The organism is Nostoc sp. DedQUE04 (genome assembly GCF_034530995.1).
Classification (GTDB): Bacteria; Cyanobacteriota; Cyanobacteriia; order Cyanobacteriales; family Nostocaceae; genus Nostoc.
The window spans coordinates 94,212-108,581 of sequence record NZ_JAVRCA010000025.1; the positions used below are offsets into that span (position 1 = coordinate 94,212).

Annotated in this window: 9 protein-coding genes and 2 pseudogenes; 4 read left to right on the forward strand and 7 right to left on the reverse strand. The window is 40.5% G+C overall.

Features of this window, described 5'->3' with window-relative positions; genetic code table 11:
• Positions 1 to 8: 8 nt before the first annotated feature.
• Positions 9 to 704 (reverse strand): DUF4419 domain-containing protein, encoded by a 696-nt coding sequence (locus RM049_RS18795; RefSeq protein WP_322705235.1) that lies wholly within the window; start codon positions 702 to 704, stop codon positions 9 to 11.
• 67 nt (positions 705 to 771) lie between these two features.
• On the opposite strand from RM049_RS18795, the gene RM049_RS18800 reads away from it, so the two are divergent.
• The 3 genes and pseudogenes from RM049_RS18800 to RM049_RS18810 form a co-directional block, all read left to right on the forward strand.
• Positions 772 to 1,251, forward strand: coding sequence for a DUF6985 domain-containing protein (locus tag RM049_RS18800; RefSeq protein ID WP_322672990.1), 480 nt, complete (start codon positions 772 to 774; stop codon positions 1,249 to 1,251).
• A 279-nt stretch (positions 1,252 to 1,530) separates the two neighbouring features.
• Positions 1,531 to 1,707, forward strand: coding sequence for a hypothetical protein (locus tag RM049_RS18805; protein ID WP_322692054.1), 177 nt, complete (start codon positions 1,531 to 1,533; stop codon positions 1,705 to 1,707).
• A 187-nt stretch (positions 1,708 to 1,894) separates the two neighbouring features.
• Positions 1,895 to 2,351, forward strand: a pseudogene (locus tag RM049_RS18810) (transposase); the annotation flags it as partial.
• Between the two features lie 85 nt (positions 2,352 to 2,436).
• Here RM049_RS18810 and RM049_RS18815 read toward each other — a convergent pair.
• On the reverse strand, positions 2,437 to 2,640 hold the full coding sequence (locus RM049_RS18815; RefSeq protein WP_322692053.1) for a hypothetical protein: 204 nt from the start codon (positions 2,638 to 2,640) through the stop codon (positions 2,437 to 2,439).
• Between the two features lie 439 nt (positions 2,641 to 3,079).
• Here RM049_RS18815 and RM049_RS18825 point away from each other — a divergent pair.
• A pseudogene (locus RM049_RS18825) lies at positions 3,080 to 8,931 on the forward strand (AAA family ATPase).
• A gap of 59 nt (positions 8,932 to 8,990) precedes the next feature.
• Here the strand turns inward: RM049_RS18825 and RM049_RS18830 are convergent.
• From RM049_RS18830 to RM049_RS18850, 5 genes are all read right to left on the reverse strand, one after another.
• Entirely contained in the window at positions 8,991 to 9,215 is a 225-nt protein-coding gene (locus RM049_RS18830) for a hypothetical protein (RefSeq protein WP_322705238.1), read from the reverse strand.
• Positions 9,184 to 10,038 carry an SDR family oxidoreductase gene (locus RM049_RS18835; protein ID WP_322705239.1) on the reverse strand — a complete coding sequence of 285 codons (855 nt, stop codon included), beginning with the start codon at positions 10,036 to 10,038 and terminating at the stop codon, positions 9,184 to 9,186. Before RM049_RS18835 ends, RM049_RS18830 begins: the two co-directional genes overlap by 32 nt.
• Positions 10,039 to 10,524: 486 nt before the next feature.
• Complete coding sequence (locus RM049_RS18840; RefSeq protein WP_322705240.1) at positions 10,525 to 10,854, reverse strand: glutathione binding-like protein; 330 nt, start codon at positions 10,852 to 10,854, stop codon at positions 10,525 to 10,527.
• On the reverse strand, positions 10,841 to 14,056 hold the full coding sequence (locus RM049_RS18845) for a type I restriction endonuclease subunit R (protein ID WP_322705241.1): 3,216 nt from the start codon (positions 14,054 to 14,056) through the stop codon (positions 10,841 to 10,843). The genes RM049_RS18840 and RM049_RS18845 overlap by 14 nt, the downstream gene beginning before the upstream one ends.
• 100 nt (positions 14,057 to 14,156) lie before the next feature.
• The coding region (locus tag RM049_RS18850) for a hypothetical protein (RefSeq protein ID WP_322705242.1) at positions 14,157 to 14,370 on the reverse strand (214 nt) is incomplete at its 5' end.

Here is a 14,370-nt window from a genome sequence, read left to right on the forward strand (position 1 = left end):
ACAAATTCTCAGCAAATTGGCATTAAACGAGCAGTCCACCAGTCTAAATCATACTCAGCCATCATTTGAACGCGATCGCTGATACTTTGCCAATCTTCTACAGTACCCAACAGCGTAATCTCAGGAATGCCACACACGCAGTACATTACATAGTCAAAATATTTTTGGAAGGCATTCATCATTACGACATGACTAGCTATGTGAGTGATGGGTGTTGTAGTACTGAAGTTACACTCTAGCAATCGATATAAATCCGCTCCTACATAATTGCGGATATGCAATCCCCATTCTTGAACTGCTTGACTCCAGTGCTGGGGATGGCTGGGTATTTGTCGAGTTTCAACTATCAGTTGTTGTTTCCCCTGGTGATTAACCAAGCGCGATCGCAAACTTTCTGCATGATTGTTGATATGTTGAGCAAATCCTTGTGATAATGTTATCCAAATAATGTCAGGTGTTAATAATAACGGGCGGTGTTCGCTAAAGGCAGTGTGAACAGCAAGCGCCAGCGAATGAATACCTTGGTCTGGAATTACCTCAAACGTATCATTATGGCTAAATGCCAGCAGTTGTTTCCCTAATTGCTTTTCTAACTGAAATTTCGCACTTTTTACAGGTAATCGCTCCTCTGGGTTTTTGACATCATCTACACAAAAGCGAATCTTACCCACAGTTTTTTCAAGGATAGGTGCCAGTACTGTCATCAGCTAACTACGAACAAAGATCAACATATTTTTTCATAATTTTGATGAATAAAGGTAGTACCATTCGATGATGAAACCCCCAAAGAGTTACTACGATGCTGAATTTGGACAGATTATAATCGAAGATAACCACTGGACTTTAGCACAATGTGCTGTTTTAGGCGATCGCCGTGTACCGATTTGTGTGGATTTTGAACAGGGGCAGGTTGGGGAACTTTCATCGCTTCAGCGTGAAGCTATTCGGCAAGCTCTAGCCTTGCCACCCGATGTGTTACGCATCACTGCTCCTCTGGTGTTGCAAAATTATAATGTATATCGTGAGATGATTGGAGATGAATATATGCCTCTGTTGGCTAATCCCATTCAGGTCTGGGAGCAGGTCACTTTCTCATATATCTATGTGCCGCCCCACGTTGAGTATGACCTGCATATTGCTACCTTTGAGTTGATAGCTGAGTGTGACTGGGAAAAAGAACACGGCTTAGAAGTACGCTTTCGCAATGGAGTAGCAGACGATGCAGATCAGATAGGTGAAACAGGACGGTAAAAACTATCTTGTCTACATGTGATACATAAACAGCTACTAGATTGTTGAAGTGTGCCAAACCCTTGTAAGAATCAATGCGATCGTGAATCCACCATGCTAAGGCTGTCCAGTCGGCAGTTCTCTCATAATAATCAATAAAAGAATTCACAATAATACAGGCTGTAGCACCGATATAACCTTGAGTGTCTAAAATATCCCAAATATGAACTGCGTAATTAAATTCGTTACTAGCACAATTGTACTGATTTTTATTTTCTGCACCTTTAGCATTTACGGTAGATGACCGATATCCAGAGCGAATGCCGATTCTTCCAAAAGCTTGTTGAATTGGTTCTAGAACTTGTTCACAAAGACTTTTACCAGAGGCGATCGCCAAATTCGCCAAATCAGGATTATCTGGTATATTTGGGATTCCTTCAATTTGAGAAATTTATGAGTGTAGAAAATCACGCATAAAAATTTTTTTGACAAACGTACCCGACCTAATTATTCCAATGATTTGACAGTTTGTGGTCTTTTCATCATTGTTAATTTAATTTGATGTGATGAATATCCGCAAATATAACTTGAGTGATGACACCTGGCTCCCAGTCGCTCAATTCTTCAAGCAACTGCGCGGCGAGTTGTTCACCACCAGCGATCGCTGATTCCACCAGCTAAACATGGTGGGCATCCGCGAACAACGGATATGCAAGAAGTATGCAATGCTATCTACTACCATCTAAAGACGGATTGCCAATGGGATATGCAACGAGCAAGACTTTCCCCCCAGTGCAACTGTTTACAGCTATTATCGCAAATGGCAAAAATGAGGTATTTGGGAGCAAATGAATCATACTTTGCGCGATCGAGTTCGTCAAAAAATAGGCAAGTCAACTCAACCAAGTGCGTTAGCGAAGCTCGCTGTAGGCATCGCAGCAGATAGCCAGTCGGTCAAAACGACGGAAAAAAGGGGGATGTGTACGGCTTTGATGGTGGCAAATTAGTTAAGGGGAGGAAACGCAATCACGATAGTTGATAGTCTTGGGCTATTGCTCAAAGTTGTTGTCAGTGAAGGCAACGCCCCAGAAAGAGTGCTTGCAGCCTATGCTTTGATGGAACGCAATGATTTGGCGATCGCGCGTGGTTAACGGATCTTTTGTTGGCGCAGGGGCTGAAACTTGTGTAATCATTAGAAAATACCTCTTAAATGGGTAAAAGCGCGATCGCAAGTTTTCCAGACGGAGCGATCGCTCTATTTTTACTGCTAAGTTCGTTGGGATCAAAGCACAACATTCTCACTCTAGAATTGGCGTAGCCTAATATTTTCTTGCTCTTAGCCAGTGACCGGAATCCACTAGTTCGCCTTTGTTCATAAATTACCCTGAAGTATTGCAGAAAATCTAGCATTACTACCCCTAGTTAGAAAAGGGGAAAATGAATAACAATCAAGCAGCATACGAAAATTAACAATGCACGGCTACTGCTGTAGCGAAGTTAATATCTTTGACTTCAACTTGGTATAAATTTCTGGCATTGCGAATTGGGAAAAGCAGCGAATTGTTATGAGGGACTATTTTGCGTCTTTGCTCTCAATGTAAACGCCCACTGTCGTCGAGCGCATGAATTACTGATAGGGAGAATCGTACTCCTTTTTCACTTTCCACCTCGCTGAATAATTTGAGTTAATTCATTGCGGCTATGATTTGCTTCTGACCAAAAAGTATTGGTTTTCCCGAAAATAACCATCAATTCCTCTCGATAGCGTTATACAACATCAAGTTGATGGGAATACTAATGTCAGTAAGGAAAACAAAATCCTGTCATAAGGTATGTATAGATAACGACTATGAACTCTATCCCCATCATTCCAGGATATCAAATTAACTCTCAACTGTATGCTGGCTCTAGAACCAACGTGTATCGAGCTATCCGCCAATCAGACCAACTTCCAGTCGTTATTAAACTTTTGACCTTAGAGTATCCCAGTTTTAACGAATTACTACAATTTCGCCATCAGTATACAATCAGTAAAAATCTCAACATTGCTGGAATTATTCATCCCTTATCGCTAGAAACCTATGGCAATAGTTATATTTTGGTGATGGCAGATATTGGAGAAATTTCTTTAAGAGAATACATTAAAAACTCAAGTTTATCCTTAATAGAAGTTTTAAATATTGCTATTCAACTAGTCCGTATTATCCACGAGTTACACGAAAGTCGCATTATTCATAAAGATATTAAACCAGCAAATATTCTGATTTATCCCCATACAAGACAAATTCAACTCATTGACTTTAGTATTGCTTCATTATTACCTAAAGAAACCCAAGAAATTAAAAATCCAAATGTTTTAGAAGGAACTCTCGCCTATATTTCCCCAGAACAAACAGGCAGAATGAACCGTGGCATCGACTACCGCAGCGATTATTATTCTCTGGGTGTAACATTGTATGAAATATTCACAGGAAAGTTACATTTAATTGTGACGACCCGATGGAATTGGTACATTGTCATCTGGCAAAAATGCCATTGCAGCTAGAAGCCATAAGCAAAGAAATACCAAAGGTTTTATGGAATATTGTCATGAAGTTAATGGCAAAAAACGCCGAAGATAGATATCAAAGTGCCTTGGGATTAAAGCATGATTTAGAACTTTGTTTAGCCCAAATCCAAGATACAGGAAAAATTAGAGATTTTGAAATCGGTCAGTGGGATGTCTGCGATCGCTTCCTGATCCCGGAAAAGTTATATGGCAGAGAAGCAGAAGTAGCTAGCTTATTACAAGCATTTGAGCGTGTGGCTCACGGCACATCAGAAATCGTGCTAGTAGCGGGGTTTTCGGGGATTGGGAAAACTGCTGTCGTGAATGAAGTCCACAAACCAATTACCCGTCAGCAGGGTTATTTCATCAAAGGTAAGTTTGACCAATTCAATCGTAATATTCCCTTATCCGCCTTTGTACAAGCTTTACGCGACTTAATGGCGCAATTGTTGTCAGAATCAGATGCACAATTGGTACACTGGCGCAATCAAATTCTTCAAGTTCTTGCAGAGAACGGGCAAGTTTTGATTGAAGTAATTCCAGAATTAGAACAGGTAATTGGTAAACAACCACTTGCACCAGAACTATCGGGAACGGCGGTACAAAATCGGTTTAATTTACTCTTTCAAAAGTTTATTGCTGTCTTCACCACAAGGGAACATCCATTAGTGATGTTTCTGGATGATCTACAGTGGGCAGATTTAGCTTCGCTACAGTTAATTAAACTGCTGACGGAGAATCAAAAATATCTACTTTTGTTAGGTGCTTATCGAGATAATGAAGTGTCAGCCGTACATCCATTTATGTTGAAGATGGAGGAACTCAAGAAAACTGGTAAGACTATTAATACTATTACTCTTGCCCCCCTTGACTTTAATGATACTAATCAGTTAGTGGCTGATACTTTACATTGTACGACACAGATATCGCGCCCTCTAACAGAATTAATCAATCGCAAAACTAAAGGCAATCCCTTTTTTACCACGCAGTTTCTCAAGGCTTTATACGAAGATAAACAAATCAAATTCGATCGCGAGCAAGGTTACTGGGAATGCGATTTTGCTCAAGTCAATGCGCTATGTGTGACTGATGATGTGGTGGAATTTATGGCTACTCAGTTACAAAAATTGCCCCAGCAAACGCAAAATATCCTGAAGTTAGCTGCTTGTATTGGTAACTCTTTTGATTTAACTACTTTGGCAATTGTTTCACAACAGTCATCACAGGAGGTGGCAGATGCTTTGTGGAAAGCTTTGCAAGAAGGATTGATTTTACCGCAAAATCAAGTTTATAAATTTTATCTCAGCCATGAGCAAGAAGTTAATACTAACAATATCGAAAATGTTGCTTATCGCTTTCTGCACGATCGCGTCCAACAAGCTGCTTATTATTTAATTCCCGAAGACCAAAAACAAGCTACTCATTTGGCGATCGGTCAATTATTGCACGCTAACACGCCTGCAACTCAACTAGACAATATCTTTGAAATTGTCAATCACTTGAATATAGGCATTGATTTGATAACTCAGCTTGACAAAAAACTAGAGTTGGCACAACTGAATTTGCTAGCGGGGTGCAAAGCCAAAGCAGCGATCGCCTATAATGCTGCTGTCAAATATTGTACCCAAGGTATTGACTTACTGCCCTTTGATACCTGGGCAGAACATTACAGATTAACCCTGAATCTGCATAATGAGCGTTTAGAAGCTGCCTGCCTCAATACAGACTTTGACAAGCTGGCAGGATGGGGTGACGTTGTATTGCAATCTGCTAGTTCTTTGCTTGATACTATCAAAGTCTATGAAACCCGAATGACGGCATTCCGGTCTCAAGGTCAATTTGCCAAAGTAATTGAGACTGGATTGCAAGTGTTGAAATTACTCGGTGTGGAATTTCCCGAACAGCCAATGATGGCAGATATTAGCGCAGCAGTCCAACAGACAAGGCAACTATGGATGGGGCGCGCACCCCTAAGTTTGCTGGATTTGCCTGCAATGAGCGATCCGCATCAACTTGCAGCCATGCAAATAATGACTACACTGGTTTCCTCTGCATACATTGCTAAACCGACACTATTACCACTACTCACATCCAAGCAAGTGGAGATGGCTATCCAGTTTGGCAATTCATCTATTGCCATTTTTTCCTATGCAGACTATGGAGTGACTCTTTGTGGTTTTATCGGAGATATTGATGCTGGATATGAGTTTGGACAACTTTCATTAAAGTTACTAGAACAACACCAGATTAACGCTTTTAAAAGCAGAGCTTATTTTATTGTCAACAGCTTTATTCGCCACTGGAAAGAACCATTAAATCACAGTATCCCATGTTTACTAGAAGCTTATCAGAGCGGTTTAGAAACTGGAGATTGGGTATGCGTAGCGTTGAACTTAGTGTCATATAGTCAGTGTAGCTATTGGAGTGGTCGAGAATTAAATGATTTGGCACAGGAAATGGAAATTCATCAGCAAGTCATCAGCCAGGTCAAACAAGAAGCAACGATAAAATATTATGAATGCTACCAGCAAACGATTCTCAATTTATTAGGAGAAGCGGAAGTTCCCTATTGTTTACAGGGCAAAGTCTTCAATGCCGCCCAAATCTTACCCAGCTTCCAAGCTGCCAGCAATCGCACGGGGTTATTCTATCTTCATCTCAATCAAGCTGTTCTCTGTTATTTGTTCGGAGAATACGAAGCAGCCTCACAACAAGCAGCCTTAGCAGAACAGTATAGTAATGCTGTAACTGGCTATTTCGTCGTAGTTGTCCGATTTTTTTATGATGCTTTAATTCATTTAGCACGCTACACCGATGTTAATGCCGAAGAACAATCAGCCATTTTAAAGCGAATCAATACCCATCAAGAAAAACTACAAATTTGGGCTATTCATGCCCCATTCAATCATCAACATCGTTGGCAACTTGTAGCAGCAGAACGCTATCGAGTGCTTGGTCAATTTACTGAGGCGATGGAACATTACGATTTAGCTATTGCCCAAGCCAAAACACATGGTTATCTGCAAGATGAAGCACTCGGCAATGAACTGGCCGCTAAATTTTATCTAAGTTGGGGCAAACAGAAGGTGGCAGCAGGCTATATGCAGGAGGCGTACTACTGTTACGCTCGTTGGGGCGCAAAAGCCAAAACCGAGGATTTGGAAAACCGCTATCCCGATTTAGTACGCGTTATTCTCCAGCAGAGAGTACAATCACTGCAAATGCTGGAAACGATATCGAGCAGCGTTAGTCGCCCGCTCTCGGTTCATAATTCCACTCATTTGGGTCGTTCTTCTAGCACTGACATTAGTAGCTTTGATTTTGCTGCTATCCTCAAAGCCTCTCAAGCCATTTCCGGCACGATTCAACTGGACGAACTACTGCACAGATTAACACAAATTATTCTGCAACATTCTGGGGGCGAACGTTGTGCTTTAATCCTACCTAATACTCAAGGAAAATGGTTGGTAAGAGCCATTGCTACACCCGAAAATACAGAACTTTGTGCCGAACCTTTAGAGGGCAACCCTAACTTACCAATTAAGTTGATCCAGTACGTCAAAAACACCGAAGAAATTGTGATGATTGACGAACTCAAAACCAATTTACCTGTAATTGATGAGTATTTAAGTCAACGACAACCAAAAAGTTTGTTGTGCTTGCCAATTCTCAATCAAGGACGCTTAATTGGAATTTTGTATTTAAAGAATCGTTCTACTAGTAGTGTGTTTACAAGCGATCGCATCCTCATTCTCAACTTTCTTTGTACCCAAGCGGCCATTTCTCTAGAAAACGCCCGTCTTTATCAAGATGCACAAATTTATACTCAAAAGTTAGAACAATCTCTAGAAAAATTACGGCTTAGTGAAGCCCGCTTTCAGAAACTAGCAGATAATATTCCTGGCATGATTTATCAGATCAGAATTAAAGCCGATGGTTCAGCTTCAGTACCCTACGTCAGTTCTGGGTGTCAACCTCTTTACGAAGTCCCAGCAGAAGATTTCCTGTCAGGGAAATGTAGCATGCGTGATTTTGAACATCCCGACGATGGAGCAGAGGCCTTTCAGGCAGTTGTTGAGTCAGCACAAAATCTTACCCCATTTCAGCATGAGTGGCGCATTGTTACACCCAATGGGAATATCAAGTGGGTAAAAGCTGCTTCTCAACCAGAACGCGGCGAGGATGGTGAAATGGTATGGGATGGAATTCTAATTGATATTAGCGATCGCAAACGTGCTGAAGCTGCCATTAAGCAAAAATCTCAAGAACTGGAAAATGCTCTGCAAAAACTGCAACAAGCCCAACTGCAAATGATCCAACATGAAAAAATGTCTGCACTAGGTAACTTAGTTGCTGGAGTAGCTCACGAAATGAACAATCCCCTCGGCTTCATTTCGACTAGCCTCCAACAAGCTAAACCTATCTTGGCTGATATCACTGAACACCTAAAATTATATCAAAAAGCTTTACCGAATCCGGAAGTAGAAATTCTTGAACATGCTGAAGAAATTGACTTAGACTATAACTTAGAAGACATACCAAACATGGTTGACACAATGGTTATAGCTTCTGAGCGATTAAAAAATATCAGCACCAGCTTAAGAACTTTCTCCCGGGGCGATAAAGATTATAAAGTGCCATTTAACATCAATGAAGGCATTGATAGTACAATTTTAATTCTCAAACATCGCCTCAAAGCGAATGACCAACGTCCAGAAATTATAGTTGTAACTGAATACGAAAATTTACAGCCAATCGAGTGTTTCCCAGGACAATTAAATCAGGTATTTATGAATATTTTAGCTAATGCTATTGATGCTTTGGATGAGTCGAGTAGAGGGCGGAGCTTTGAGCATTTTAAGCTAAATCCACATCAAATCATAGTTAGAGCTATCATTGAAAATCATACCTTAAAAATATCAATTGCTGATAATGGCACAGGAATAAACGAAGATGTAAAAGCACGCATATTCGACCATTTATTTACTACAAAAGAAGTGGGAAAAGGCACAGGACTAGGACTAGCGATCGCACAACAAATTGTGGAAGAAATACATAGGGGTAGAATTGAAGTTAATTCTGTTTTAGGAAAAGGAACAGAATTTATAATTTATATTCCCATTACTGAGAAGCTATTTATAAAAGAAATTTAAAAGAGATCCTTCAGATAAGAAAAGCAGCGATAAGATACTGTTTGTGCAGTATACTTACACTAAAAGTGTTTAATTGCAGTAACGTTACTTGCCAAGAAGCAGTCAAGAGCGATCGCACTTCGAGAGTTTAGATATCTCTTAAAAAGTAATGAAGAACGAGTGAAGTATTTGCGGTGGGTGATATACTCTTGCTGTGAAGCGGGATTTGATTGGTAAAAAGTGATGCCGATAAAGAGCGATCGCTCTATATTCTCACAACCAAAACTTTCGATAATCCTCAACATATTGCCGCATTGTCAGTGGCGGACGACCGAGTAATTGCTCTACATCTGGTGTAATGCCACCTGCCAATCCTAAACGAGCGGTTGTATAAATTGCTGCCATTACCAAAATGAAGTCCAACGACAGCCCGCGATCGCGCATTTGCCAAATAAACTTCAACAATGAGGGATTAGTATAGCGAATTGGTTTGCCCAAAACTTCTGTAAAAATTTCTGCTACTTCATAGTAAGTCAAGGCTTCCCTACCCGTGAGCGCATAAGCTTTTCCCAAATGCCCATCTTCAACCAAAGCACGTACCGCAACGGCAGCAAGATCGCGCACATCAATAAAACTGGTTTTACCATTACCAGATGGAAGAAGCAATTCACCACGAACTTTGATGTCTTCTCTGTGTATGGTATTAAGATTTTGCATAAAAAAGCTGGGGCGTAAAAAGGTAGCTTTAATACCTAATTGGTTGATATAGCGTTCAATTTGGGAGTGTGGCAGAAAACGGTTGTGTTCGGCTCCTAGTATTGAAACAAACACGATATGTTCAACGCCTGCAAGTTTTGCAGCATTTAGGACTGGGGCAAATTGCCTCTTCACATTGGCAAATGCAGGCGGACGTACTAAAAAAAGTTTGTTGACTCCTTCAAAAGCGCTTGCCCACGTGTCGGGGTTAATAAAATCGAACCAGACACAATGAATGTTGCTGCCTAATATTTGTTGAGCTTTGTCGGGATTTCTGAGTGCGGCACAGACATGACAATCGTGGCATAGTAGCAAGCGAATAACCTCACAGCCAACATTCCCAGTCGCACCCGTCACTAAAATTTTCAACATTCCTTGTTTGCCGATTTGGTTTAATTAAGAGGCGCATTTTATCAACCTATTTCTAACTTTAGAACATAAATTTACAGGACTTACGCACTCAGATCCCCCAACCCCCTTAAAAAGGGGGCTTTAGAAGTTCCCCCCTTTTTAAGGGGAGCCAGCGCGGTCTTGGGGGTTTCCCCCATGAGCGACTGGCGTGGGCTAGGGGGGATCTAGGTTTCAGGCTTCAGTGCGTAAGTCCTAATTTAATATGCACGCCCTAGTAATCTCTACTTATTTTTAACAATTAGGCTGCTCGTTTCACAAATTCGTTTCAATGCCACCTGATTGCATCAAGCCTTGGATAATACTGTTCTTGGACTGGTAACATAATGCGATCGCCTAAAAACCCGTTCAATTTATTTCTTCGCAGTATGAGTACGCTTGGGAATGAGAACAGGTTGAATTATTTAATAATTTATCATCACCCTTGTTGACTTATCCCTGGTCTTGTATTTAAGGAACTTGCATTCCGCGTTGCATAGCCGGACGTTGCTGCACTATCTCCACCCAGCGTTTAAGATTTGGGTAATTGTCGAGTGTTAAACCAAGAAATTCATAAATCGCTACCCACGGATAAGTTGCAACATCCGCAATAGAATAGTTACCACAGATAAATTTATAGCCCTTTTTTAATGGTTGTTGTAGGGCTTGTTTCCAGAGCCTTTCAATATTTTTGAGGTAATTTTGGGTAAATATAGGCGATCGCTTACAAAGCAATTGTGTTGTATCAGAAAATACGGCGATCTGATAAAAGTAACTTTTGCAGTATTCAACCAGCATCATAGATACTCCTTTGTCCAGAGTAGTTCTCATAAATGTGTTGATAAACTTCCTGACATTTCTGTTCGTACAGTTCAGTAGAATAACTCTGAGGTAACTTATCCAAATTATCCTTAATTGCCACTTCCACCGATGCTCTGGTTTGCTGTTTCTTCTTCCAATCCAAAACTAACCTCTCGTGTTTGAGAGTTTTCAGTAATTCTCTTGCAACTTGTTTGACTTCCTGTTCTTCTTGCTTAGTCAGTTGAATTTCTGGTTTAGTCAGTAAGTCAAAAATTGCTAGTTCTTCTTCAGTGAGATTTTTGGCGATCGCTCTTTTATCTTCAACACCCAATTCCTGAGCAAAGTTAATCAAATCATTGAAGAATATCTGCACGTTGCATGAGTCAGCATTGTACTCTGCTATCATCTGCTGGAATTTCTCCAGGTAGTCGATGCGAGTTTTATTTAACCTCACCATTTGCTGGAGTTTTTGGGCGATCGCAGTTTTGAGTTTTTCTGTCTCTGTTCTCTGGTAGTCAGTACTTGTAAATTTATTTTTTAATGCTTCAAAGTCGATTTGACTTAAGTCGATGCGTTGAGAGTGGGATTCCTGAATAACAAACTCTCCAGCAGTGATGGACAGATCCAACAGTTCCTCCACTTGTTCTATCACTTCGGAGACATCAACTTCTGGTACTTCTGCCAGAATTTGGTCTTTGATTGTCTGCAAGTGAGCATCGATCGCGGTAAATTCATTAGCAGTAGGATCTGGGAGAATCGCTTTGTAGAGTTTGTTAACGTTACCTGCTAGAGAAAGATAAGTTTTTTTAGCATTATCATTAATAACGATGGATTCCACTGCATCTGCCCAAAACTTGGTGCGTGCAAAACCTTGTGCTGACTCCAAGACAGCAAAATCAATGCCTTTTTGAGTACAGAATGTTGTGGTTTGGGCGATCGCTTCTCTCAATTGTGCCACTAAAGCAGTTTTCGCTTTAACTGGAGTATCTCCTTCTTCAATACCACCACCAGATGCAGAACCATAAATAGTTAGTGCTTTCTGTAAATCGCGGAAGACACCAATGTAATCAACAATTAAACCATTGACTTTACCTGGGAAGACACGATTTGCTCTGGCGATGGTTTGCATGAGAGTATGGTTCTTCATCGGTTTATCTAAGTAAATGGTGGAACAACTGGGAACATCAAATCCAGTCATCCACATAGCGCAGACAAATACGATCCGTAGGGGATGAGATGCATCTTTGAATTTTTCATCCAGTGGCGGAGATTCACTCACTAATCTTTGACGGTGAGGAGTGATGTCTAACGGTTCGGCTTCGCTCACCGTTAGCCCTGAGCAAAGCCGAAGGGCTAATTGTTTTTGCCTAAATGCTTCTACTTCATTTTGAGATTGAGATATGACTACTGCCATATCTGTTTCTGACATATATTTAATAGTGACTGATAATTTTTTGCGTTCAAATTCGCTCAAATTAGATTCAGCAAGTTGATTTTTTAATTGTTGCAGGTGTTGTTGCCAGTGGTGCTGAACTTTGTTGTACATTTTGACAGCAGTAAATCTGTCAATGCTGACAATCATTGCTTTACCCTGGTATCCTCTACCTAGTAAATGGCTGACAATATCTTGAGCGATTTTTTCTAATCGGTCATCTCTGGTAATTAATTGATATTCTCTGGCACATTGTCTGGCTAATTTATCCTCTTCTTCCTCATCCATTGTTGCAGATTCAATGATTTCTGCCATATCTTCATTGAGTGCATCATTGGTGAGTTGCAATTCGGGAATGCGGTTTTCGTAGTAGAGAGGAACTGTGGCGCTATCTTCTATTGATTGGCGGAAGTTATAAATGCTAATGTAATCACCAAAGGTTTTTTTGGTTTCTTGTTCTCCTAACATTAAAGGTGTACCAGTGAAACCAATGAATGCTGCATGAGGTAAAGCATTCCTCATGTTGAGCGCGAATGTGTCATACTGACTGCGGTGTGCTTCATCGGCAATGACGATAATATCTGGTCTATTTGAAATTATGGGATAGGTTCCGCCTTTTTCGGTGCGGAATTTTTGAATCATCGTGAAAATGTAGCGATGATCTTCTTGCAAAAGTTGTTTGAGGTGTTCTCCACTTTTGGCGCGGACATTTTTTTCAATTTCTGTCACAGCATCAGCATAGGCAAAGTTTTTATAGATTTGTTCGTCTAAATCTTCTCTGTCGGTAATAATGACAAATGTCCAGTTCCCATAGAGTTTACGCAGCACTTTTTGGGAGAAGAAAACCATTGAGTAACTTTTACCGCTACCTTGGGTATGCCAAAATACGCCTAATTTTCCTTGATTGGTTTTGATTTCCTCAACTGCGGTAACTGCTTGGTTAACACCTAAATATTGATGATTTTTAGCAACAATTTTTACTAAAGCGCCTTTGGCAGCGTAGAAGAAGATAAAATTTTCAACTAGATCGAGTAATTTGGTAGGTTCACAAGTACCTCTAATAATTGTGTCTAGAGAAATTATCCCTTCTTCTCCTTCTGAGTTTATCTTCTTCCACTCAGCGAAATGTTCCCATTTGGCAGTTAAGCTAGCAATGCGACTTTTTATGCCATTGGAGAGGATGATAAATGCGTTGTACCAGAATAGTTGCGGAATAGTTTGCTTGTAATCTGTGAGATTATTTTTATAGGCAAGTTCCAAGCGTTGGTGATGTGCTTTGAGTTCGATGAATACTAGAGGTAAACCATTCACGAACCCGATTAAATCTGTTCTTCTGGTGTAAATTTCTCCTGTCACCCAGAATTGGGAAGCGAGAAAAAAGTTATTATTTTCTGGGTGATTCCAGTCTATGACTTTAACTGTTTCTGCTCGATCGTCACCCTCATCATTTTTGAAACTGACTTTTACCCCATCCTTGAGGAGTTGATAAATTTCTGCGTTCGCATTGGCTAAACTCAAGGTGCTTCTGTCACGAGTTAATTCTTCAATCGCCAGTTGGATAGCTTCTGTGGGTAAGTCAGGGTTTAAGTTTTGTAAAGCTGACTGGAGTTTGGAAATTAAAACTACCTCATCCCTTGTTTTTCTACCCAGTGTGCTGTTTGTACCAAAGGTTTCATGGTAACAGTTGGCTGTTTGCCATTGTAGTTGCGAGAATAGCTCTATGGTGGCATTTTCTAGCGCTGCTTCTGAGTCTGGGTGAGGTGGATGCATAGGTATGGAGTATCGATTTACTCCATTTTTAACTCAAAAGTTCGGCGTTGGGATGGAGGGGGTAATTTTCTTATACACAGTCGCAAAGCTTCAACCCAATCTACACAGATAGATCGCAGTGCAACAAACTTTGAAGTACTCCAAAACGACTTTTAGGTACCTCAAAACGACTTTGAAGTACCTCAAAACGACTTTTAGGTACCCCAAAACGACTTTTAGGTACCTCAGAACGACTTTTAGGTACCTCAAAACGACTTTTAGGTACCTCAAAACGACTTTGAAGTACCTCAAAACGACTTTGAAGTACCTCAAAA